Origin of the sequence: Winogradskyella sp. Asnod2-B02-A, assembly GCF_045063645.1 — a bacterium.
Taxonomy (GTDB): domain Bacteria; phylum Bacteroidota; class Bacteroidia; order Flavobacteriales; family Flavobacteriaceae; genus Winogradskyella.
On record NZ_JBEFOG010000027.1, the window covers coordinates 2,084,191 to 2,108,306 of the forward strand.

Annotated in this window: 25 protein-coding genes; 10 read left to right on the forward strand and 15 right to left on the reverse strand. The window is 33.0% G+C overall.

Annotated features, from left to right (window positions below; all coding sequences use genetic code 11):
• Positions 1-102: 102 nt before the first annotated feature.
• Positions 103-1,368 carry an acetyl-CoA hydrolase/transferase family protein gene (locus ACJJVO_RS16850; RefSeq protein WP_405576222.1) on the forward strand — a complete coding sequence of 422 codons (1,266 nt, stop codon included), beginning with the start codon at positions 103-105 and terminating at the stop codon, positions 1,366-1,368.
• Positions 1,369-1,381: 13 nt separating this feature from the next.
• Here the strand turns inward: ACJJVO_RS16850 and ACJJVO_RS16855 are convergent, their stop codons facing one another.
• Both ACJJVO_RS16855 and gpmI read right to left on the reverse strand, forming a co-directional pair.
• Complete coding sequence (locus ACJJVO_RS16855; protein ID WP_405576224.1) at positions 1,382-1,780, reverse strand: BT0820 family HAD-type phosphatase; 399 nt, start codon at positions 1,778-1,780, stop codon at positions 1,382-1,384.
• Positions 1,781-1,984: 204 nt separating this feature from the next.
• The gene (gene gpmI / locus ACJJVO_RS16860; RefSeq protein WP_405576226.1) at positions 1,985-3,502 is read right to left on the reverse strand and encodes a 2,3-bisphosphoglycerate-independent phosphoglycerate mutase; all 1,518 of its coding nucleotides are present in this window, start codon (positions 3,500-3,502) and stop codon (positions 1,985-1,987) included.
• A 249-nt stretch (positions 3,503-3,751) separates the two neighbouring features.
• On the opposite strand from gpmI, the gene ACJJVO_RS16865 reads away from it, so the two are divergent.
• A complete protein-coding gene (locus ACJJVO_RS16865) occupies positions 3,752-4,147 on the forward strand; it encodes an ankyrin repeat domain-containing protein (RefSeq protein WP_405576228.1) in 396 nt (131 codons plus the stop codon).
• Positions 4,148-4,193: 46 nt separating this feature from the next.
• Here ACJJVO_RS16865 and ACJJVO_RS16870 read toward each other — a convergent pair whose 3' ends face one another.
• Positions 4,194-4,961 (reverse strand): M48 family metalloprotease, encoded by a 768-nt coding sequence (locus tag ACJJVO_RS16870; RefSeq protein ID WP_405576230.1) that lies wholly within the window; start codon positions 4,959-4,961, stop codon positions 4,194-4,196.
• Between the two features lie 141 nt (positions 4,962-5,102).
• Here ACJJVO_RS16870 and ACJJVO_RS16875 point away from each other — a divergent pair, with 141 nt between their 5' ends.
• A complete protein-coding gene (locus ACJJVO_RS16875; RefSeq protein ID WP_405576232.1) occupies positions 5,103-5,528 on the forward strand; it encodes a GNAT family N-acetyltransferase in 426 nt (141 codons plus the stop codon).
• Position 5,529: 1 nt separating this feature from the next.
• On the opposite strand, the gene pepE is transcribed toward ACJJVO_RS16875, so the two are convergent.
• On the reverse strand, positions 5,530-6,237 hold the full coding sequence (gene pepE, locus ACJJVO_RS16880) for a dipeptidase PepE (protein WP_405576234.1): 708 nt from the start codon (positions 6,235-6,237) through the stop codon (positions 5,530-5,532).
• Positions 6,238-6,455: 218 nt separating this feature from the next.
• Between pepE and ACJJVO_RS16885 the strand changes: the two genes are divergently transcribed.
• The 7 genes from ACJJVO_RS16885 (at position 6,456) to ACJJVO_RS16915 (ending at position 13,781) form a co-directional block, all read left to right on the forward strand.
• On the forward strand, positions 6,456-7,277 hold the full coding sequence (locus ACJJVO_RS16885) for a carboxypeptidase-like regulatory domain-containing protein (protein ID WP_405576236.1): 822 nt from the start codon (positions 6,456-6,458) through the stop codon (positions 7,275-7,277).
• Positions 7,264-8,058, forward strand: coding sequence for a hypothetical protein (locus ACJJVO_RS16890; RefSeq protein WP_405576238.1), 795 nt, complete (start codon positions 7,264-7,266; stop codon positions 8,056-8,058). The genes ACJJVO_RS16885 and ACJJVO_RS16890 overlap by 14 nt, the downstream gene beginning before the upstream one ends.
• Positions 8,051-8,857, forward strand: a complete 807-nt coding sequence (locus ACJJVO_RS16895) for a hypothetical protein (RefSeq protein WP_405576240.1) — start codon at positions 8,051-8,053, stop codon at positions 8,855-8,857. The genes ACJJVO_RS16890 and ACJJVO_RS16895 overlap by 8 nt, the downstream gene beginning before the upstream one ends.
• Positions 8,858-8,903: 46 nt before the next feature.
• On the forward strand, positions 8,904-9,410 hold the full coding sequence (locus ACJJVO_RS16900) for a DUF6702 family protein (protein WP_405576242.1): 507 nt from the start codon (positions 8,904-8,906) through the stop codon (positions 9,408-9,410).
• A gap of 63 nt (positions 9,411-9,473) precedes the next feature.
• Positions 9,474-11,771, forward strand: a complete 2,298-nt coding sequence (locus ACJJVO_RS16905) for a M1 family metallopeptidase (RefSeq protein ID WP_405576244.1) — start codon at positions 9,474-9,476, stop codon at positions 11,769-11,771.
• 101 nt (positions 11,772-11,872) lie between these two features.
• Positions 11,873-12,163 carry a twin-arginine translocase TatA/TatE family subunit gene (locus ACJJVO_RS16910; RefSeq protein ID WP_405576246.1) on the forward strand — a complete coding sequence of 97 codons (291 nt, stop codon included), beginning with the start codon at positions 11,873-11,875 and terminating at the stop codon, positions 12,161-12,163.
• Between the two features lie 115 nt (positions 12,164-12,278).
• Positions 12,279-13,781, forward strand: a complete 1,503-nt coding sequence (locus ACJJVO_RS16915; RefSeq protein WP_405576248.1) for a S8 family peptidase — start codon at positions 12,279-12,281, stop codon at positions 13,779-13,781.
• Positions 13,782-13,866: 85 nt separating this feature from the next.
• Here ACJJVO_RS16915 and ACJJVO_RS16920 read toward each other — a convergent pair whose 3' ends face one another.
• The 11 genes from ACJJVO_RS16920 to kynU all read right to left on the reverse strand — a co-directional run bounded on the left by ACJJVO_RS16920 (position 13,867) and on the right by kynU (position 24,093).
• Positions 13,867-14,259, reverse strand: a complete 393-nt coding sequence (locus tag ACJJVO_RS16920; RefSeq protein WP_405576250.1) for a DUF3037 domain-containing protein — start codon at positions 14,257-14,259, stop codon at positions 13,867-13,869.
• The gene (locus ACJJVO_RS16925) at positions 14,249-15,028 is read right to left on the reverse strand and encodes a HipA family kinase (RefSeq protein ID WP_405576252.1); all 780 of its coding nucleotides are present in this window, start codon (positions 15,026-15,028) and stop codon (positions 14,249-14,251) included. Before ACJJVO_RS16925 ends, ACJJVO_RS16920 begins: the two co-directional genes overlap by 11 nt.
• Before the next feature lie 10 nt (positions 15,029-15,038).
• Positions 15,039-15,680: an O-methyltransferase gene (locus tag ACJJVO_RS16930; protein ID WP_405576254.1), complete on the reverse strand. Its 642-nt coding sequence runs from the start codon at positions 15,678-15,680 to the stop codon at positions 15,039-15,041.
• A 41-nt stretch (positions 15,681-15,721) separates the two neighbouring features.
• The gene (locus ACJJVO_RS16935; RefSeq protein WP_405576256.1) at positions 15,722-16,807 is read right to left on the reverse strand and encodes an amidohydrolase family protein; all 1,086 of its coding nucleotides are present in this window, start codon (positions 16,805-16,807) and stop codon (positions 15,722-15,724) included.
• Positions 16,808-16,841: 34 nt separating this feature from the next.
• Positions 16,842-17,321, reverse strand: a complete 480-nt coding sequence (locus ACJJVO_RS16940; protein WP_215935193.1) for a 3-hydroxyanthranilate 3,4-dioxygenase — start codon at positions 17,319-17,321, stop codon at positions 16,842-16,844.
• A gap of 100 nt (positions 17,322-17,421) precedes the next feature.
• Positions 17,422-18,204 carry an SDR family oxidoreductase gene (locus ACJJVO_RS16945; protein ID WP_405576258.1) on the reverse strand — a complete coding sequence of 261 codons (783 nt, stop codon included), beginning with the start codon at positions 18,202-18,204 and terminating at the stop codon, positions 17,422-17,424.
• A 113-nt stretch (positions 18,205-18,317) separates the two neighbouring features.
• Positions 18,318-19,760 carry an aldehyde dehydrogenase gene (locus ACJJVO_RS16950; RefSeq protein WP_405576260.1) on the reverse strand — a complete coding sequence of 481 codons (1,443 nt, stop codon included), beginning with the start codon at positions 19,758-19,760 and terminating at the stop codon, positions 18,318-18,320.
• 1 nt (position 19,761) lies between these two features.
• On the reverse strand, positions 19,762-20,400 hold the full coding sequence (locus tag ACJJVO_RS16955) for a hypothetical protein (RefSeq protein WP_405576262.1): 639 nt from the start codon (positions 20,398-20,400) through the stop codon (positions 19,762-19,764).
• Positions 20,401-20,814, reverse strand: coding sequence for a RidA family protein (locus tag ACJJVO_RS16960; protein ID WP_405576264.1), 414 nt, complete (start codon positions 20,812-20,814; stop codon positions 20,401-20,403).
• A 339-nt stretch (positions 20,815-21,153) separates the two neighbouring features.
• Positions 21,154-22,554 (reverse strand): FAD-dependent oxidoreductase, encoded by a 1,401-nt coding sequence (locus ACJJVO_RS16965; protein WP_405576266.1) that lies wholly within the window; start codon positions 22,552-22,554, stop codon positions 21,154-21,156.
• A gap of 225 nt (positions 22,555-22,779) precedes the next feature.
• Positions 22,780-24,093, reverse strand: a complete 1,314-nt coding sequence (kynU, locus tag ACJJVO_RS16970; RefSeq protein ID WP_405576268.1) for a kynureninase — start codon at positions 24,091-24,093, stop codon at positions 22,780-22,782.
• Positions 24,094-24,116 lie beyond the last annotated feature (23 nt).

Below are 24,116 nucleotides of genomic sequence, written 5' to 3' on the forward strand. Positions count from 1 at the left end.
AAGACTGATATATTATTCTAATTTCAAATATTTTCAAAATATGATTAAGAACAGTTTTTAAATAGATTGTCTATTATAAATTTGCAGTCAAATAAAATTACTATGTACAAAACCGTTACCGCAGAAGAAGCCTTAAAGGTTGTAAAGTCTAATGATCGTGTTTATATTCAAGCAGCTGCTGCAGCACCTCAAACTTTAATAAAAGCATTGTCTGCTCGCCATGAAGAATTGAGAAATGTTGAAATTTGTCAGTTACATACAGAGGGCGAAGCACCTTATGCAAATCCTGATTTAAGAGATAGCTTCCATGTCAATTCTTTCTTTGTTGGAAAAAATGTAAGACATACTATAAAAGCAGGTAACGGATCATACACACCCGTTTTTTTAAGTGAATTGCCTCGTCTTTTTCAACAACGTATTTTAGAGTTAGATGTGGTTTTAATTCATGTTTCCGTTCCAGATCGTCATGGATATTGTTCCTTAGGTGTTTCTGTTGAAGCTATTTTGGCTGCCATAGATAATGCAAAAACAGTAATTGCACAGGTAAATCCTCAGATGCCAAGAACACATGGTGCAGGAATTATTCATATCTCTGAAATAGATTATTTTGTTGAGACAGATGAAGAAATTCCGATACACGAAATGGCAGCTCCAAACGCAATAGAAAGTAAAATAGGTGATTTTGTAGCTAACTTAATAGAAGATAGAAGCACATTGCAAATGGGTATTGGTTCTATACCTAATGCTGTATTAACACGCTTAAATAATCATAAAGATCTAGGATTACATACAGAGATGTTTTCTGATGGTGTTATAGATTTAATTCTAAATAATGTGATAAACGGAAATTACAAAAAGATTAATCGTGGACGTGCACTTTCTACTTTTGTAATGGGTTCTAAGCGTTTATATGATTATGTAAATGACAATCCGTTTGTAGAAATGCGCGCATCAAATTACACTAATAACGCAGCATATATTAAGCAAAACCCTAAGATGGTAGCTATAAATTCTGCTATTGAAGTAGATCTAACTGGTCAGGTATGTGCAGATTCAATAGGTCCTGCTATATATTCAGGTGTAGGAGGACAAATGGATTTTATACGCGGAGCATCACTTAGCGAAGGAGGTAAAGCTATAATCGCATTACCATCAGTAACTAAAAATGGTATTAGTAGAATTGTACCTTCATTAAAACCTGGTGCTGGTGTAGTAACAACTAGAGCACACGTGCATTATGTGGTTACAGAATACGGAGTAGCCAATTTATACGGGCAAACAATAAAAAATAGAGTAAAAGCTTTAGTTGATATTGCTCACCCAGATCATAGAGAACGTATAGATAAGGCGTATTTTGAAATGATTTAAAGTAATCTATAGATTAAAACTGCCACCATTTTTTTCGTGCAGTTTTAATCTCTGGCTTTTCGTCTGTAATGAGTTGGTAAACTTCTCCCCAACCTAAAATACCACCTATGTTACGGTCGTCTATGAAAAGATCAGCATGGATTTTTCGACTTCTACTGTAGTCGTATTTTTCTTCAGGGAAACTTGCATTTACAGCGTAAAATTCAATGCCATTCTCTTTACAGAAATCAACAGCTTCTTGCAGTTTTGCACCACATCTGTATGTCCAAAGAATTAATCGGTGGCCATCAGCTTGTAATCTTTTTAGGGTTTCAAAAGCAAAAATACGAGTTTTCCCAATTTTGGGATAAGCATCTTCTACAATGGTACCATCAAAATCTACGGCTACTATTAATCTGTTCTGAAAATTCATGTGGATAAAAAATTGAACGGTAAAGTTACAATAATAACAAGTTTTTACAAATTGGAATATGGAATCTTGTGATTAGAGGCGAAAATAGTTTTATAATTAATTGACATTAAAACTCCTAAACATACCAATTTTTCGACTAAGAATGTTGAATAAAAAATTCAAAAGAAACAATCTTAGACGAAAAATCTTATGCTTAATGTATTGTTATATAAGACTCTGTTGTGTCATTTCTGCAGGCTGAGGTATGCCCATTAATTTTAAAATTGTAGGAGCTATATCTCCTAAAATACCATCTTTTATTTCTTTTAGATCTTTGTCTATTAGAATAATAGGTACAGGGTTTGTAGTATGTGCTGTATTGGGAGTACCATCTGGATTAATCATAGTTTCACAATTACCGTGGTCTGCAATTAAAATGGTAGTGTAATCATTTTCTAAAGCTGTAGTTACGACATTATTTACACATGCGTCAACAGCTTCACAAGCTTTTATAGCAGCAGCCATAACACCTGTATGACCAACCATATCTCCATTTGCAAAATTTAAGCAAACAAAGTCTACATCACCTTTTTTAAGTTCGGGAACTAAAGCCTCTGTTAATTCATTAGCACTCATTTCTGGTTTTAAATCGTAAGTGGCAACTTTTGGGGAATTTCTTAAAATTCTAGTTTCACCTTCAAAAGGTTTTTCTCTACCACCTGAAAAGAAAAATGTAACATGTGGATATTTCTCAGTTTCAGCAATACGTATTTGTTTTTTATGATGTTTCTCTAAAACTTCGCCTAAAGTTTTGTTTAGATTATCTTTATTAAATACCACTTTTATGCCTTTAAAACTAGCATCATAATTTGTTAAAGTAACATAATAGAGATTTAATTTATGCATGTTATATTCATGAAAGTCATTTTGCGTTAATGCTTCAGTCAATTGTCTACCTCTATCAGTTCTAAAATTGAAAAATATAACAACATCATCATCTTTAATTGTAGCCACAGGTTTATGATCTTTATCCGTTGCTATTATTGGCTTTAAAAATTCGTCTGTAATATCGTTTTCATAGTTTTCTTGAATGGTTTTTAAAACATTTTGAGTTTTTTCGCCTTCACCATTAACTAAACCATCATAGGCGATTTTTACACGTTCCCAACGTTTATCTCTGTCCATTGCATAGTAGCGTCCTGTTACGGTAGCTAACTTTCCAGAAGTTTTGTCTAAATGATCTTGAAGCTCTGAAATAAAACCATAACCAGACTTTGGGTCCACATCTCTACCATCTGTAAAAGCATGTACAAAAACTTTATCTAGGCCATAATCATGTGTAGCATTAAGTAAACCAAAAAGATGTTTAATATGAGAATGAACACCTCCATCACTTACTAAGCCTAATAAATGAACATTTTTATTGTTGGTTTTAGCGTATTCGAAAGCACCTTTTAAAACAGGTTCTTCGCGTAAGGTTTTATTTTTTACAGCTAAATTAATCTTTACTAAATCTTGATACACAATTCGGCCTGCACCTAAATTCATATGTCCAACTTCACTATTTCCCATTTGACCTTCTGGCAACCCAACATGCAAACCATCTGTCCTTAAACTGGCGTTAGGATACTTGGTGTAAAGTGAGTCTATAAATGGAATTTGTGCATTGTCTATTGCCGAAACTTTAGGGTCTGGTGATTTTCCCCAACCGTCTAAAATCATTAAAATAACCTTCTTATTCATGTGTGATTTATTTTGTTAATCAAAGATAATACATAGAATACTATTACTATTCTGTATGTTAAAAAAATATTGAATTAATATGGCTTTTTTGTTTTAAAACTTATTAGATATTAAGAGTAAGGTTCTAAGGCTCTAATTTTCAAAATGTTAAATAAATGTTATAATTTTTTATAACTGTAACAATTTTAGAATTCCGTAGTCTATTAAGTATAATCAAAAAACAATCAATTTAATTTAAAACCTTTCATCATGAAAAAATCAACAGTAGTTTTAGCTTTGGCATTAGCCTTTTCAATGAGCAATTTAAATGCATCAAACGACATTTTAACTTCAGGAACAAATGAGGTTAGTGTACAAACAGTAGAAGTCAGTCCTTTATGTAAGGCTGTAGCTACAGGTGACACAGAAGAAGTAAAAAGATTAATAAATAATGGTGTGGATGTTAATACCAAATCAAATGGTATGATGCCCATTCATTATGCTGCAAAGTACAATCGTGTAGAATTAATTAAAGTATTAATTACAGCAGGTTCTAAAATACACGAGTCTTGTGATAGCGGTTACTCAGCCTTAAGACTTGCAGAAAAAGCAAACGCAACAGATGCTGCATTATTTTTAAAGCGTTTTAAAAAGAAAACAGCATAGTTTAGTTAATTATTTGAGTTAGTTATAAAATGCGTCTTTAATTTATTTAAGACGCATTTTTGTATTTAGAAATCGCCTCTCTAATTTTTTCAATTCTATTTTCAGGATCTGGATGCGTGCTTTGCATTTCTGGTACTCTATTTGGTCCAGCAGCAGCTTTTAGAATTTCCATTACACCAATCATTTCTTCTGGATTATAGCCAGCATTAAGCATAAATAAAACACCAAGTTCATCACTTTCTAATTCATCTTCTCTTCCGTTTTTAAGAAGCGTTCCGTTTCCTATTTGAGATGCTATTGCTCCCATATCAAAGGCACCTGCACCCATAATTAAGGTCTGCCAGTATTTAGAATCTGTAATCCGCTCATTAGAATGCTTACCTAAAACATGCCCAATTTCATGACCTAAAACTCCTGCCAATTGATCTTCATTTTCAAGTTGAGAAAATAAAGCTTGTGTTATAAATATTTGACCACCAGGTAACGCAAAAGCATTAATAGTATTCTCATCTGCTAGTAAATGAAATTCATATTTATATGGAGTATCTTTAGCTAAACTGTTATTTACTAATTTGTTTCCAACATTATCTACCAAAGCTTGGTAATCATTTCTTGGGTGTAAACCTCCATGCTGTTGTGCCATACTTGGTGCACTTTGTAAGCCTATAGCAATTTCTTGCTCAGGTGATAGTGATATGGCTTGAGTTCTTCCTGTGTAAGGGTTAGTTTCTTGTTGGCTACATCTACGAATAAATGCAAATGCTACAATGGCTACACCAATAAAAAGCCTGACTTTAAAATTACCTCTTCTCATGTTGAATATATTAATGACTTCAATTTACAAAAGTTGGACACATAATTTATTTAAAAGTCATCGGTTTTATCAAAATCAATGTGATTTTTTCTTCTTCAATTTAGGTTTAAATATTTACTTTTATATCAATAATGATAAACTATGAACTTTCAATTTAAAATAATTTCTAATGATAATTTGGACCAAATTATTCCGTTGGTTTATGCACTAAACGACGGTAAAGTCAGTGAGAAATTGTTAAAATCGCGTTTTAACGAAATGAAACACCAAAACTATGAATGTGCTGGTGTTTTTATAGATAATGAGCTCATTGCAGTTACAGGTTTATGGTTTTGCACCCGTCATTATATTGGTAAATCAGTAGAATTAGATCATGTTTATATAAAACCAGAATATAGAAACAATGGTTTAGGTAAATTATTTATGAATTGGATTAATAATTATGTTACAGAAAAGGGTTGTGCTTCAGTAGAACTAAATACTTATGTTCAAAATTATGCTTCTCATAAGTTTTATTATAACGAAGGTTATCAAATTTTAGGTTATCATTTTTTGAAAAAACTATAATCTATTTTAAAAATTCTAAATCTGAATTAGTACTAATTTCGTAAGGCGCTTTGTTGTACTCAAAAATTCTAGCATCTAAAGGCCCTTTTAAGGTAAGTTTATTTCCATTTACAGCAATCCAACTGCCTTCTCTTAGTCCAATAACAGGTTGAGAGTTAAAAGCGTGAAATTCCTTAATACGTGTTTCTCTAGTTTCTCCCATGTGTTTACTGCCAGTAATTGGGTCTAAATAATGTGGGTTAATATTAAAAGGCACTAAACCCAAAGTTTTAAAGCTTGGAGGATATACAATAGGCATATCATTTGTAGTGTTCATGGTGAGACCACAAATATTACTACCTGCACTTGTGCCTAAATAAGGAGTACCATTTTTAATCGCATTTTGTATAGGTAATAGTATGTTGTTTTTATAGAGTTGAGAGACCAAAACAAAAGTATTGCCTCCACCAACAAAAATACCTTTTGCCTGTTTTATGGCTTCTGCTGCATTTTCAAATTCATGTATGCCTTTAACTTTCTTTCCTATAGCACTAAAGGCTATGGCTACTGTATTTGTATAATCATCATGTGAAATACCTCCAGGCCTTGCATAGGGAACAAATAAAATTTCATCTGTAGATTTAAAATGAATTTTAAGTTCATCTAATAAATATTCTAAATAACCGCTACCGTGAATAGTAGAGGTGCTTGCGATTATAATGGATTTCAAAATGTGATTCTTTTTTTTGTTAAAATATGAATTCTTTGTGTGATAGAAAAATCACGCCAAATGAACTTTAATAGCATTGATAATAAACGAATTTAATTAATCCTTTTCAATATTGATAGATATAAAAATCATAAATTATTTTTTTAACAAAAGTTTGACCTCAATTTTTATGGTATTACAATTATAAAACCGAACTTTATTAATCTTAACTAAACAATATGAAAAAAATTATACTCTTAGTCTTTGGTGTTTTTACTCTAACTGCCTTTGGGCAAAATATGGATAGAATTACTGTAAATGGTAGAATTGTGGTATCTTCTAATGATAAAGAAGGTGTTTCGGTTTTTAATTCATCATCTAACAAAGGTACTGCAACAGACGAAAATGGTAATTTTGAAATTAAAGTTGCTGTTAATGATTTGGTAGAGTTTAGTGCACTTCAGTTTAAAGATTTTAGTGTAACTATTACAGATAATATAATTGCATCTAAACAATTAACTGTAATTCTGGTAGAGGAAATTAATAAGTTAGATGAAGTTGTTTTATTACCCTTTGGTCTTACAGGTAACTTAAATGCAGATTTAGATAATGTAAGAACACATAATGTAGATTTAGATGCCATTTATTTTGGTTTAGATCATATTGAAGATTTTGAATTTTCAGCAGATTACAAAACTAAAGCTGATAACCTTGCCTTTAATGAGTACAATCCGCAGATGGTTAATATGGTGAATTTAGTTAATGTAGCAGGTTTTTTAATTAAACAGGTGGTTAATTTTGATACCGTTAAATTTAAAACCGAAAAAGAAAAACAATTAGTACAGAAAACACCTTTTAAACAGGCACTGGATACGTATAGTATTAACTATATTCATACCAATTTTAATATTCCTTTAGACCAAGTTGAAGCCTTTACAGATTATGTTGAAAAAGAAGGTGTAGATGACACGTTGTTTGAAAAAGATAAAGAGTTGCAATTGTTAGAACGGATTTCTCAATTAAGCAAGTCGTTTTTAAAAGATGTAAGTGCAGAAGATTAAAATCCTTTGTTTTATATCCGCTTTTTTATTCACATATGTTTTAACTGCTCAGCGGAAAAGCATTAATGGCCAACTTATGGCAAATGATGATGTTGAAGGTCTCCATATTCTAAACAAAACCGGATTACAATATACCATATCTAATGAAGATGGTAGTTTTAAAATTTTAGCACAAACTTTAGATACAATTGTGATTTCAGGGGTTAAATATCAAAATCAAAAAGTAGTAATTAGTCCTTCAATGATAGAATTGGGCCACTTGAATGTGGAGCTTGTTGAAAATATCAATGTGCTAAAGGAAGTTGTTGTAGGTAAGATTTTAACTGGAAGCTTAGAATCTGACATGGGAAATTCTGATGTAAAACACGAAATTAATTTTTACGATTTAGGTATTCCAGGATCTACGGATATACCAGCTACACAAAACGAACAACGATTGTATGATGCAGACCATGGGCAATTTGTTTATTATTATGGCATCGGGCTTTCTATTAACGTACATAAAATATTAAATAGAATTAATGGTGATACCAAAGAGTATAAGGAAAGAGTAAAAATAGAATCTAATGAAGATTGTATAAGTAGATTGCAATCCGAATATGCTGATGTTATTTTTGAGGCTATCCCAATTCCGGAACAGTATAAAACAGAATTTTTTCAGTTTTGTTTAGAAGATGAGCAATTTAATACCATTTGTGAAGACGAAAATCAGATAAATGATGTTGGTTTTCTTTTAGAAAAACTTGAAGGTTTTAAAAATAAATTAAATGAGAATGATTAAAATTTTTGCTGTTTTTATAGTTTTCATATTAAGTCTTAATCTTCAGGCACAAACCAAAGATTTAAGAGGTCAGCTCATTGCTAATGATGAGGTTGAAGGCCTTCATATTCAGAATAAAACAGCTGCAAAATATACCGTATCTAATGATGATGGTAGTTTTGTAATTCCAGCAAAGGTTTCAGATACTTTAGTAATTACTGGAGTAAAATATAAAACTCAAGAGTTTATTATTACAGCTTCAATAGTAGATTTAGGTCAATTTAATGTGCAATTAATCGAAAATGTAAGTGAGTTAAATGAGGTTGTTGTAGGTAAGATTTTAACAGGCAGTTTAGAATCTGATTTAGAAAATTCAGATGCCGAGCCCGAAATAAATTTCTACGATTTAGGTATTCCTGGTTTTACAGGAAAGCCACTCACTCAGAACGAGCGTAAATTATTTGATGCAGATGGAGGCACTACGGTCGGTTTGGTTGGTGGTATTTATGGAGGCGGTCCTAGTTTAAACTTAAATAAGTTATTAAATACCATCAGTGGTAGAACAAAAAAGTTGAAAGCTATAGTAGAATTAGATAATAGAGACGCTTGTCTTCAGCGTTTAAAAGATAATTATGAGTCCTTTTTGTTTGAAAAAGATACCTTAGCCGAAAATTTAAGAATTGAGTACTATTTGTTTTGTCAAGAGGATGAGGAATTCTTAACCTTGTGCAATCAAAACAACGAAATTAAATTACTCGAATTTTTACAAGCCAAGCTTTCTGCGTATCAAGAAAATAGAAAAACAGTATCTAACGATTGAGTTTGGAGCGCGTATTGCAAACTATAAAGAAATTATAACAATAATCATGAAGTCATTTAGCCTATTAATAGCTTTTTTAATTTTTCCTTTTTTTACATCTATTACTAATAATCACGAGTATTATGTTAGTGTTACGCAAGTAGAATATTCTAAAGAATCACAATCTCTTCAAATCATTAGTCAAATTTTTATAAATGATTTTGAAACCTTGTTGCGCAAACGTTACGATGAAAATATTACGTTAGATACAGAGCAAGAGTCAGAGGTTATTGAGACTTATATGAAACGCTATTTAGAAGATAAGCTAAAAATTAGTGTAAACGGTAGTCCTGTTAATTTTAAGTTTATTGGTAAAGAGTACAAAGAGGATATTACATATTGTTACTTAGAAATAGAAAATGTTTCAGACATTCAATCTATAGGAGTTACAAACCAAATTTTATTCGATGTGTTTTCAGATCAACAGAATATTCTTCGCATGAAACTCTTAGGGAAAAATAAGAGCTTTTTATTGGTTCCTGAGAATGATTCTTGCTTGTTAAATTTTAAATAAAATTAAGTTAAAGCCATCTTAAATTCCTATTTTAGGCGTCATTATAAACACTAAATATTCCATATGAAAATTTTTAAATATCTCTTTTGCGCAATACTTTTTACCTCTTTAAGTGCTTCTGCTCAAGATGAAGAAAAAGTAGAGCGTCAACAAGGGCACACTAATCAAAACAAATTCAAACAGTTATATGATGAGTTTGCAACTCCAAATATGTTTAGAACTGGTTCTGGTGCACCTGGTCCTGCTTATTATCAACAACAAGCAGATTACAAAATGGATATTGAAATTGATGACGTAAACGCAAAATTATATGGAGATGAAACTATTACCTATACTAATAATTCTCCTGATGACTTAAGGTATCTTTGGGTGCAATTAGATCAGAATATGCGTGCTAGAGATTCTAAAACTCCTTTGATTGGTAATTCTGGTATTGCTCCAGCAACATCATCATCTAGAGTCGTAAAATCTTATTTAAAAGAATCTTTTGATGGTGGTTTTCATATAGAACATGTTAAAACTGTGAATGGGAAAGATTTACCACACACTATTAACCGTACAATGATGCGTGTGGAATTGCCAAAGGTTTTAAAATCAGGAGAGAGTTTTTCTTTTAAAATAAAATGGTGGTATAATATTAACGATCATGTAAAAGATGGAGGACGCTCTGGTTACGAGTATTTTGAAGAAAATGATAACCGAATCTATGTAATGGCTCAGTTTTATCCTCGTATGGCTGTTTATAATGATGTAGAAGGCTGGCAAAATTCTCAGTTTTGGGGACGTGATGAATTCGCTTTACCATTCGGTGATTTTGATGTTAATATTACTGTGCCTGCAGATCATATTGTAGATGGTACAGGGCATTTGGTAAATAGGGAAGAGGTATTTACTAAAGATATGATGAAACGTTTTAATAAAGCTAAAAAATCATATGATGAACCTGTAATGATCGTAACGCAGGAGGAAGCAGAAAAAACTGAAAAAACTAAAAGTAAAAACAAAAAAACGTGGAAACTTTCTGCACAAATGGTTCGTGACTTTGGTTTTGCAACCTCTCGTAAATTCTTATGGGATATGATGGCTGTTAAAATTGGAGATAAAGATGTTATGGCTGTATCCTTATATTCTAAAGAAGGAAACCCGCTTTGGGAACAATGGTCAACAAAGGCAGTAGCAAGTACTCTAAAATCGTATTCTAGATTAACATTCGATTATCCTTATCACAAAGCCATTTCAGTACATGCACCAATGGGAATGGAATACCCAATGATTTGTTACAACTTTGGTCGTCCTGACAAGGATGGTAACTATTCTGATAGAACCAAATACGGAATGATAAGCGTTATTATACATGAGGTAGGACATAACTTTTTTCCTATGATTGTAAATAGTGATGAGCGTCAATGGACTTGGATGGACGAAGGATTAAATACCTTTTCTCAATACGTTGCCGAACAAGATTTTGGGGAATGGTACCCTAAAGCATTATCACCAAACGATAAAGCTTATCCATCTAGAAGAGGTCCTGCTAAAAACATCGTAAGATATATGGGAGGTAATCAAGATTATATTGCTCCAATTATGACCAAAGGATTAAATACGTATCAGTTTGGTAATAATGCTTACAGCAAACCTGCAACTGCATTAAATATTTTAAGAGAAACCATAATGGGTCGCGAACTTTTTGATTATTCTTTTAGAGAATATGCAAATCGATGGATGTTTAAGCACCCAACACCAGAAGATTTTTTCCGTACTATGGAAGATGCTTCTGCTGTAGATTTAGATTGGTTCTGGAGAGGATGGTTTTACACTACAGACTATACTGATATAGGTATTAAAGAGGTTAAAAAATTCGCAGTTACTAGTACACCTAATGATAATGGTAAAAGATTAGCGGAACGATATAATAGAGACCCAAAAAGTTTGGTTTATTTTATAGAAGAAGGAGATGAAGGTTATGATAATGCCATTAAAAACAAGGAGGATCTTAATAATTTACCAACAGTGAAAGAGTACATTATGGACAATTTTACACCAGAGGAACAAAAAGAGATTAAGAAGGCACCAAAGTATTTTTATCAGGTTACTTTTAATAAGCCTGGTGGTTTAGTAATGCCAATTATTGTTGAGTTTACTTATGCAGATGGTACTAAAATGAGAGAGACATATCCTGCTCAAGTATGGAGATTAAATGATAAAGAGGCTAATAAAGCCATTGCTAGTGAGAAAGAAATTGTCTCAATAACAGTAGATCCAGATTTAGAAACTGCAGATGTAGATACCTCTAATAATTCTTGGCCAATGGAGGTTAAGGATAGTGATTTTGATACATTTAAGAATAAGGTAAAGAACTAAATTTAGTTGTTTTATAAAAAAAAGCCGACTTTTTTAAGTTGGCTTTTTTTTATTTTCAATTTGAAGTACTATAATTGGGAAACTCACTTTATATTTGCACTGTGATACATCAACTAACTTTATTATTTATTGGAGGTACAGAAATAATCTTTGTATTATTTATTGTAGTACTCGTTTTCGGTGCAGATAAGTTGCCTGAAATAGCGCGTGGTTTAGGTAAAGGTATGCGTCAAATAAAAGATGCAACCAATGATATTAAGCAAGAGGTGACAAAAAGCGCGAAGGAAAATAATATTATTGATTCAGATGTTACTAAAAACATCAATGACGAAATAAAGAAAGTAAAGGATGATTTAGAAGACTTCACTGGATCATTAAAGAGAGATAAGTAATTATTTTATTCTTATAAATTAACTATGTTTTTTGTCGTAATCTCAATATTAAATACTATTTAATGTGTATTATTTAATATATTTAGAAAATAATTAACCTTCTAAATTTTATTAAATGAAAAAAATGTACACTTTGGTCGTGCTAATTTTAGCATTAACCGTAGTATCTTGTACTAAAGATACTATTACTGAAACTGAATCTGAGACTCTTCAATTTCCAGATGACCCTTTAACAGTTCAGCAAATAAATCAACGTATTAGTGAAAGTATTAGAAATACAGGAGATTTTGATTGGAATAAAGAAGATGCTCACTTTTTATGGAGTGCCTTAACTCATGGACAAAATGTATTAACTGTTGGGTATGGTAACGAAGGCCAGAGTTTTAGTGAAGAGGTAGATAATGATCTTATAACTAAAAAAAACAATTTAGTTACAAGTATTATCATTGAAGAAAAAATTGATAAAGAGGATTTAAAAATAAAAGAAGATGATGTTTTAACAGTTTTTGATGTAGAAGTTTTAAATCTAGAAACCATTATTGCTTTAAGAAAAAGCCCAAATGTAAGGTATTTAGAACCTAATGGTTATAATCTATATGTTCAGGGTTCTGAACAGAAATCGAGCTCTGGGTGTGATACAAGTGCAGAATATATAAATCCGTCGCATTACTCTACCATAACTCCAAACAACGCACAAGTATCTTGGCATTTTAATGAACATAATATTCAAAGTGCATGGAACTTATCTACAGGTTCAGGAGTAACTATAGGTTTAATTGATACAGGAGTGTCAAAAACACAATCTCTTTTAAATTCAATAGGAATTAATGATGGATATTCTACAGGGCGTTCAGTTCAAAAATATGGTACGTTTATAGATTCTAATTGGTGGTGGTCTAGTAATTATGATGGCCCTCATGACAAATGTGGTCACGGAACTGCTATGGGTTCTACAATGGCTTCACCTCGTAATGATAACGGAATGCCTGTTGGTGTTGCATATAATGCTAATTTGGTTGCCTACAGAGCCACTGAAGATGTACTTTTAAATGATTATCATGAGCGAAAAGGTGTTTCTATGGCGTTAACGCAATTAGGAAACCGAAGTGATGTGAAGATTATTTCAATGTCCATTGGTTATGTTTGGTCTATTGGTAATATCAAAGACGCAGTAAAATACGCTTATAGTAAAGGGAAGTTGATTTTTGCCGCAGGAGGAACTTCTACAAGCTTTACTAATGGTTTTGGTGTTATTTTTCCTGCAACTATGAGTGAAACCGTAGCTGTAACAGGTGTTAATGATGGCAGTAGTTATGAACGTTGTGATGTTTGCCATAGTGGAAATAAAATTGACTTTACTATTATTATGGAAGGAGACAATGATACGAGTAAAGCACCTCCGGTTTTAAATTTTTATGAAGGTCAGCGTCGATATACAGGTGGTTCATCAGTAGCAACGGCGACCACAGCTGGTATTGCGGCTTTAGTATGGTCTAGATATCCAAGTTGGAGCAGGGCACAAGTGTTAGATAGATTAAAACAGTCTGCAGATTTCTATCCGAGTAAAAACAGTAATTTTGGTTATGGTAATATTGATGCTTTAGAAGCAGTACAGTAAACTTTAATTAAATAAGAAATAGATTTACAGGAAAGCCTCGCTTAAATTAGTGAGGCTTTTCTTTTTTTAACGGCATTGAAATAGTTTAATTTAGGTCTAAGACGTGCTTTTCAAAAATAGATTGTAATTCGCGATCCGGATTATCAGTAATACCAGAATGCGTCTTAGAACTTTGAATTATGGTGCTGCGTGAAGCGGCTAACCATCTAAAGCGATCAGACAATTCAAATTGGGCAATAGCACCTCCTGAAGGCTCTCCTTTAGAAATTAATTCCCAAGATTTCAGGTAATTATTTATAGCTTCTAAATCTAATTCGCACGAAAACGCATTCAACTTTTGTTGATTGATATTAAATTTAACGCCAAGAAATTTTTTCCGTTTAGAGAATAAAATAACACCAATGTTAAAAAACTCTTCGCGCTCTACTTTAGGTACTAATCTAATAATTGCATATTCAAAAGTTACTTTATCTTGCATCTTCAGCCTCTTTTACTAATGTGTCAATTTTTGAGAGTCTCGAATTTAAGTATTCAATATAAGCTTTTCTCATTTGGTCTGGTGTAAAGGAATCTGACTCATTGATTAACCAATCTTCAGGTATTTTGTACACAATATCTTCAATAGTATCTTGGTTAAGTGTATCTGTGATTTGTTGAGATGCTTCATTTAATTGAGATGCACGCTCTAAAAGCACATGATCTTTAATCAACGGAAAGGTTCTGGTAAGATGATTTTTCCAAGTGCTCCAATTGTGGTGAAAATAGAAACTGGCACCATTATCTATAACCCATAATTCTTTATTCCAATTTAATAAATTTGTGTTTTTTACGGTTCGGTCTATATTACTAATGATGCTATCCAAAAGGACTATTTTAGAAGACGTCATAGCATCCGCAACTGAAACTAAAGGGTCAAAAGTAATGGAACTACTTAGGTAATGTAATCCGAGATTTAGACCTACACTAAATTTAAGTAAATCTTGTATTTCTTCATCGGGTTCTGTTTTGCTAAAGGAATCGTCTAAATTTAGAAAAACTAATTCTGGGACTTTCAAACCTATGGTTCTAGCTAATTCACCTCCTATAAATTCTGCAATTAATGCTTTGGTCCCTTGGCCAGCTCCTCTAAATTTTAAAACATATAGAAAACCATCACTAGCTTCAATAATAGCAGGTAAAGAACCTCCTTCTCTTAAAGGAGTGATGTATTTAACTACATCTACGGTTCTTATATCAATTTCACTCATAGTTACGAGATTATTTTTTTCTACTAATTGTTAAACCGTCTCTGATGGGTAGAAGAACAGTTTCAATACGTTCGTCGTTTTTAAGAAGTGTGTTATAATCTAAAACGGCTTTGGTAGATTTATCTTTTTCATCTAAAGGTTCTACAACTTTTCCATGCCATAATACATTGTCTGAAAGAATAACACCTCCTTTGTTCAATTTGTCTATAATTAAATGGAAATAATTGGAATAGTTTGGTTTATCAGCATCAATGAAGATCAAATCAAATGTGTCGTCTAATTGAGGAATTATATCTAAAGCACTACCAGTATGTTGAATAATTTGTTCTCCAAATTCAGATTTATCAAAATACGATCTTTGAAAATCAACTAATTCTTCATTAATATCAATGGTGTGAAGTGTGCCGTTTTCATTAAGCCCTTCGGCTAAACATAATGTAGCGTAACCCGTAAATGTACCTAATTCTAAAATAGATTTTGGTCTAATTAATTTTGAAATCATACTCAAAACACGACCTTGGTATGGACCACTAAGCATTATAGGTTGTAATACTTTTTGATATGTTTCTCTAGTGAGCTGTTGTAGTAGTTTGGGTTCTTGTTCAGAATGTTCAACTACATATTTATCTAAGTTTTCGGGCAAGAAATACATAAATTATAATTTAAGTTATAGCAATAAGACACAGAAAACTGTTAGGATAAAATTCTATCTACTAATTTCTTTTTAGCTACTTCATCATCTCCACACAACCATTGAATAACATTATCTTCCCAAATAGCATCTCGTTCTACTTCTGTAATAATTTTTCTATCTACAGCTAAATCAAGTATTTTACCAGGGTAAGAGGATTGTTTTTCGCTTTCCATTTCGCCTAGCGGATAAGGGTCATCTAATCCCATTATAACTTGTTTAGCTCCTTGATTTCTAATTAATAATTCTAAACCACCTGTGTCATGTACTAAAGTGTCAAAGAATATATTTTTATGACCAACTGCTTTTCTTGGGTGACTTTTGCCTTCAAATAAATCTGGTCGTCCATCAAATCCTTGAATACGTCGTCCTAAATTAATTTGTGCCAATTGTCCGCCATGAGCAAAACAAGTCCTCATGTTAGGATATTTATCTTGGTAGCCATTCAGCGTTAAAAAGTGATAAGCGTCTCCACATTGTGCTAACATCCATATCAAATGAAAACGCCAAGATATATTTTCAAGTTTTATAAATTTTTCACCATCATAAGGATGAATTTCAACAGCTAAATTATATTTATTGGCCATTTCAAAAATGGGTTCATTTTCTTCGTCAAAAATACAGCGCCAAGTGCCTATGGAATCCATATAATGTGTTGGTAAACATAAGAGTTGCATCCCTAAAACTTCCACACAACGTTCAATTTCCCAACATGCACTTCGTACAAAACCAGGATGAACAACAAAGCCACATGTAAATTTACTCGGATGATTATGTTGCACTTTAGCATTAAAATCATTCTGAAAACGCAAAGCTTGCTTCATTTCTTCAACCCTTAAACCGTTACCATAAAGTTGAGATAAGTTTAAAACCACAGCATGGTCTAGCTTATTACGCTCCATCCATTCTAACTTTTCATCTAAGAAAAAACTAGAATCAGTAATTGGACGATTCCAATCCTTCTGAAGCATAAATTTTCGGTCTTTATCGACCCAAAAAATACCTTTGTCTTTCATGAATTGAGGAATTTCTTCAGGATAAGGAAGAAGGTGTGAGTGACCGTTTATTCTTAGTTTGCGTTTACTCATATTAGGGTTGGGTTACGGGAAGTTTATTTCTAGTTTAATCTTTTTTAATTGTCTTATTATACCTATCAAAAATTGCAGGCATATCGGTTTCTATGTTATCCAAAGTAAATTCCTCTTCGTATAGCAGATTAGCATCTTTCTCAGAGTACCATTGCAATTTGTCTTTTACGCCTTCATCCCTTGGATATTCTATAACTAAACCAACAGTATTTGGTCCACGTTGCGGTGAATGCGGCACTTTTGGTGGTAATAAAAAGATATCGCCTTCCTTAATATGAATGTCTTTTGGTACACCATCATCAATGACTTTTAAAACAATGTCTCCTTCTACTTGATAGAAAAATTCTGGTGTTTCATTATAATGATAATCTGTACGGTCGTTAGGTCCTCCAACAACCATTACAATAAAGTCGCCATCTTTCCAAACTACTTTGTTACCAACAGGTGGTTTTAGCAAATGACGATTTTCTTCAATCCATTCTTTAAAATTTATAGGTGGAAATAATTTGCTCATGGTTATGTTGTTTTTTTGTCATTCCTGAGTAGGCAGGAATCTATGTTATTATTGCTTTTATTTTGAATTCCTGCATTCGCAGGAATGACAAGTCATAAAGTTACAAAGATTTTGTTCTTCCGCCATCTACAGGAAGATTAATTCCGTTAATATAAGCAGCACGTTCACTTGCTAAAAAGGTGATAGCATCGGCAAGTTCTTCTGGTTGCGCAAAGCGTTTTGCTGGTACTGCATTTTTCATGGCATTGGCAGCTTCTTCTTCAGTATTCCCAGATTTTGCCGATTTGTTTTTTATAATTTGAGTTAAACGTTCTGTACCAGTGGCTCCAGGTAAAACATTGTTTACGGTAATACCAAACTGTCCAAGTTCATTAGCCAACGTTTTACTCCAATTTGCCACTGCGCCACGAATCGTATTACTAACTCCAAGACCATCTAATGGTTGTTTCACAGATGTTGAAATCACATTAATGACGCGACCAAAACCTTCCTCTTTCATAAAAGGAACGGTAGTTTGAACTAACACATGATTACATTTTAAATGTTGGGTAAATGCCGATTCAAATTCATCAACTTCAGCAAAGAAAATAGGACCTCCTTTTGGGCCTCCTGTATTATTTACTAAAATATGAAAGCCATGATGGTTTGAAATATATTCTGAAACCTTTGCTTTTAAATCATCAGGATTTGAAAAATCAGCCACAATATAATCGTGTGGTCTTTGTTGAGGTAATTCGGAAAGTACTGTTTTTAGTTTGCCTTCATTTCTCGCAATTAGTGTCACTTGTACACCTTCTGCTGCTAAAGCCATTGCTGTTGCTTTACCTATTCCTGCTGTGCTGCCGCAGACTAGTGCGTATTTGTTGTTTAGTTGTAAGTCCATATAATTTCCTGCGAAGGCAGGAATCTTTTTAAGTTAATACTGAAATATAATCAGTATTATATAATTAATAATTTCGTTTCAATTCATGAGATTCCTGCCTTCGCAGGAATTTGTTAGTACTTTATACAAACATTCTTAGCTTCCGTAAAAAAACGCAAAGCTTCAAAACCACCTTCTCGTCCAACTCCAGATGCTTTTACACCTCCAAATGGTGTTCTTAAATCGCGCATCATCCAAGTGTTCACCCAAACAATTCCGGCTTGTAGCTGGTTACTAAGTTTCATGGTACGTTTTAAGTTATTGGTCCATAATGTTGCTGATAATCCATATTTTACTTTGTTTGCCATTTCTAAAACCTCGTCTTCTGAATTGAATGGCATTATAGTAACGACAGGTCCAAATATTTCTTCTTGGTTTACTCTGCAATCATCATTTGGAACTTCTATAACCGTAGGTTCTAAATAATAACCATTTTCAAAACCTTTAATTGTTACTTCATTTCCACCACATAAAACAGTTCCGTTTTCGTCTTTAGCGATTTCAATGTAATCTTTTACCTTTTCTAAATGCGATTTAGAAACTAAGGCTCCAATATTGGTGTCTGCTTCAGATGGATGTCCAACTTTTAAAGCTTTTACTTTTTCAACAAAGTCTTTTTTAAATTTTTCATAGATAGAAGCTTCCACAAAAATGCGACTGCCACACAAGCAAATCTGCCCTTGGTTTGCAAATGAAGAACGCACTGTGGTATTCAACATGTCCTCATAATCACAATCAGCAAAAATGATATTTGGGTTTTTTCCGCCTAATTCTAATGATAATTTTTTGAATAGAGGTGCAGCGACTCTGGCAATGTGAGCTCCTGTTGCTGTGCCTCCTGTAAAACTTATGGCTTTAATGTCTGGATGCTCAATTATGGCTTGTCCTGTTGAGGTTCCTAATCCGTGAACAATATTTAAAACACCTTTTGGTAAACCTGCTTCGTTACAGATTTCGCCAAGTAAATAAGCTGTCATTGGTGTGACTTCGCTTGGTTTGGCTACCACACAATTTCCTGCAGCTAATGCTGGTGCGATTTTCCATGTGAATAAATATAGTGGTAAATTCCAAGGACTAATACATCCGACAACTCCAATGGGTTGACGTAAGGTGTAATTAATAGCATTTTGACCAACGGATTCATGACTTTCACTCGCGAATTGCGTTATCGCATTTCCAAAGAATCGAAAATTACTTGCTGCTCTAGGGATATCAACGGCTTTTGCTAACGAAATAGGTTTGCCATTGTCTTTACTTTCGGCCTCTGCAAAACGGTCTAAGTTAACTTCTAGTAATTCTGAAATTTTAATTAGAATTCTACTACGTTCTTCTAAAGTGGTTTTGCTCCATGTTGGAAATGCAGTTTTTGCTGCGATATAGGCGTTTTCAACATCTTTTTTGGATGAGTTTGGGATTTCTCCATAAACCTCGCCATTAGATGGATTGTAGTTGTTAATGCACCCATTAGCAAGAGGAAGCAAAAATTCTCCGTTTATGTAATTTTTGATATTTTCCATTTTATAACGCGCTACAATGATTTATCATTAATATTGAATATCTGTTAAGTAGTTCTTCTTTTTTGAGTGATAAATACTTATGCATTCGATTTTGGGTTGAAGAAAGGTTTTTGCTAAATAAACTTAATTCATGTGAAATCTCTTTTTTGTGTTTAGATAAATCAGTTTTTGAGTTCCAACATAACAAAATATAATTACAATTTTCACCTATTTTTTGGTTATATATAAATTCTATTTCCGGATTTTTACTTCCAATTAATAAGAATTCCTTCGGAGAAAGTTCAACAAGTGGATGGTATACTTCAGGCTCCGAATAATTAATAATTCTTATTTTTTTAAAATTATTTAAATCTATTTCTATTTTATAATTGTTTGAAGTGAAATCTAGTTGTAACTCACCGAGATTCTTTGTTTGAATAAGAGTGTAAATTGTGATACTATTTTTGTTTAGTAGGTTTTCTAACCTTTTACCATAATCCGTATTTTCATCGTATTTGTCATAAGAATAGTGATAGTAATAACCATTTAGTCTCTCACCACTTTTCGATTCTAATTCTAGATTAAAACGATAAATGTTTCCTGCATCCGCATAAGAAAAAAGCGCAGAGAATAACGCTATGATAATTACAAATGGCTGCATTTAAAGTTTTTTATAAGCCATAACCTTAATCTCCACCACCAAATCAGGATGAGGTAACTGATGCACTGCAACTGTTGTTCTGGTTGGTCCTGATTCTTTTTCAAAGAATTCTCCGTAGGCTTTGTTGTAGTCGGCAAAGTCATTCATGTTGACTAAAAAAGAGGTCACATCTACCACATCTTTTAAGCTGGCTCCAACTTTTGCTAAGTTCTTTTCTATGTTTTTTAAGACTTCTTGGGTTTGGGTGTAAGCGTTTAAACGTTTTGTTCCCATGTCGTCGATTAAGTCAACGCCTGCAATAGTATTGTCCGCACGTCGAGAACTTGTACCCGAAACGAATATGAAGTCTCCGACTTGTTTTACGTGTGGATAGGCTCCTCTTGGTGTTACTCCTGTTCCGTTATTGTTACTCATAATTTTATTTTTTATAGTTCATTTTGTCTTGAAACAAAACGAACCAAAAATTCAAAACGATTTATTAGGAAATTGCTGCGCAACTTTCACTTTCAGAACTTCGTGCTTGAAGCTTCGCTTCGCATCTACGCTCTTTCGTTCATTATTTCTGAAAATCGTTGTTTCCGACGCGGTCGAAATTTGGGACATTAATTTTTACTGATTTTTATTTTAATCCCATTTTTTTAATTTTTGCTTACTGCTTACTGCTTACTGCTTACTGCTTACTGCTTACTGCTTACTGCTTACTGCTTACTGCTTACTGCTTACTGCTTACTGCTTACTGCTTACTGCTTACTGCTAATGTAACCCAGCAATTTTATCATCTTCTAAAATAGCTTCAGTTTCTGCTTTTACTTTTTTTAGAATGTCTCTTAAATCGTCTTCGGGTGAAATAATTTTATCCGTTAACATATTTAAAATCGCTTTATCCTGAGCTCTTCCTCTTAACATGGCTTCTCTGTAGCCTACCGTGGCGTTGAAAGTTACTAAACTATATTTAGAATCGTATTCCGTTGGAAACTCTTTTTCTAGAGCCATTTCTATTTTTCGTTTTTCTTGAAAAATAGGATTTGATACGTGACCTTTCATTTCGTGGAAATTATCTATCGCTAAATCGGCAATGGCATCAGTATCTTTCTTTCGGTTTTTTTCGTAAGCCGTAAAAGTAGCTTCCCAGTTTTCTAAATTTTGGTCTAAAACTTTATCAAATTCAACCACATCTTCAAAAGAGGCATTCATACCTTGACCATAAAAAGGTACAATAGCATGTGCAGAATCTCCCATCAATAGTGTATTTCCTTTATAATGCCAAGGTGAACATTTTACGGTTCCTAATGCAGCTGTTGGATTTTCGAAAAAATCATCCACTAAATTGGGCATAATTGCTAATGCATCTGGAAACTCTTTTTGGAAGAATTCTGTTACCAATTCTGGTGTTGTTAAATTATTAAAATTGTATTCGCCTTCAGCATAACTTAAAAATAGTGTGACTGTAAAACTACCATCTAAATTTGGTAAGGCAATCAGCATAAAACTACTTCTAGGCCAAATGTGTAATGCGTTTTTGTAGGTTTTATAGTCGCCGTTTTCAGTTGGTAGAATGCTTAATTCTTTATAACCATGACTTAAATAATCTTGCGAAAAGCTGAATAGAAATTTCTTGCCTAGATAATAGCTTTTTCTAAGTGCAGAACCTGCTCCGTCTGTTGCTATGATACAATCCGCATCTTCAATAAATTCTTCTTTAGAGTTGTAATCTTGAAATGTAGCTGTAGTATTTTCAAAGTCTACAGATTTACATTTTTTATTGAAATTAATAGTGACGTTCTCGTGCTTTTCGGCTTCGTTTAGTAACAAACCGTTTAGTTCACCTCTAGAAATTGAATTAATATATTGATGCTCGCGACCACTATAATTTGATAAAAAGGTGTTGCCGTCTTTATCATGAATCATTCTGCCATTCATTGGTATGCAAAGTTCCTTTACTTTGTCTTCAATACCAACAAGTTTCATGGCTTTGTTACCTCTGTCTGAAAATGCTAAATTTATAGAACGACCAGCAGAGATGTCTGTTTTTCTTAAGTCTGGACGCATTTCGTAAACAGTAACGTTGTAGCCTCTTTGTCCTAGTCTTAAGGCTAGTAGACTTCCGCAGAGTCCTGCGCCGATGATTAGTATGTTTTGTTTTTTGTTATTCATATATTTATTTTTCTGTTCATTTGCCTTGATGCAAACGAACCAAAAATCACAATCAATCTGAGGAAATTCCTTCGCAATTCCGCTTTTTCGCTCTCTATTTCTGCAGATTGATGTTCAATTCTCCGAATTGATTTAGGACTTAATAGTTTAATTATTCCGTTCTTAATTCAATCAGTATTCTGTTTTTGTTAATAAATCCATTACAGTTCCTTTTTTGCTAAATAACTAGGATGGGTTTTTTAATATTGTTTTCATTTTTTCAACCATAAGATACACATCTTCAAATGAATTGTACAGCGGAATTGGTGCACATCTAATAACATCCGGCTCTCTCCAATCGCTAATAACACCTGCTTCGGTTAATTTATCGTGTAATGATTTATCTGCATTTAATACTTGAATAGATAATTGGCAACCACGTTCATCAGGATCTTCGGGTGTGATGATTCTGATGGTATCTTCACCTAATGTTTTCAATAAAAACTCAAAATAACCAGTTAGTTTTTTCGATTTTTTTAGAATTTTATCGAATCCGACTTCATTAAACATATCTAAAGAAGCTTTTATAGCTGCCATGGATAAAATTGGTGGATTACTGAGTTGCCAACCTTCGGCGCCTGGTAACACATCAAACTCATGTCGCATATTAAAACGTGTATCTTTATTGTGGCTCCACCAACCTGTAAATCGGTTTAAGGTTTTATCATAGGCATGTCTCTCATGAACAAAACAACCCGATAAACTTCCTGGGCCAGAATTCAAATATTTATAAGTACACCAAACGGCAAAATCGGCTCCAGAATTATGTAAATCTAAATCTACGTTTCCTGCACCATGTGCACAATCGAACCCAACTTTACAACCGTAACTGTGTCCAAGGTCTGTAATGCGTTTAAAATCGAAAAACTGACCAGTATAATAATTGACACCTCCAACCATAATAAGTGCAATTTCGTTGCCTTGTGCTTCAAGAATGGTTTCTAAATCTTTATAATTTAGTAATTCTTCGCCTTCTCTTGGTTTCCATAAAACTAAACCTTCTTTATCATCGTAACCATGATGACGTAATTGTGATTCTACAGCATATTTATCTGACGGAAACGCATCACTTTCAATCAAGATTTTATAACGTTCTTTCGTTGGCTGGTAAAATGAAGCCATCATAAAATGAAGATTCGCTGTAAGGGAATTCATAGTTACGACTTCAATGGGTTTTGCTCCCACTAATTTAGCTGTGGCTTCTGTTAAAAATTCATGATAAGGTAACCACGGATTTTTGGCATCTGTATGGCCTTCAACTCCGAGGTTTGCCCAATCTTCTAACTCTTGATTGATATAAGCTTTTGTTGATTTTGGTTGCAAGCCAAGTGAATTTCCACAGAGGTAAATAAGCTCATTGCCATCTTTGTCTTTTGGAATATGAAATTGTGCTCTGTAGCTAGATAATTCGTCTAATTCGTCTTGTTTTTTTGCGTAATCAAGACCGAGTTGATAGTTGGACAATTTTAAAGGTTTTTCGGTTTGTAACAAAAATAGCATAATTATATGATATTTAGATAATA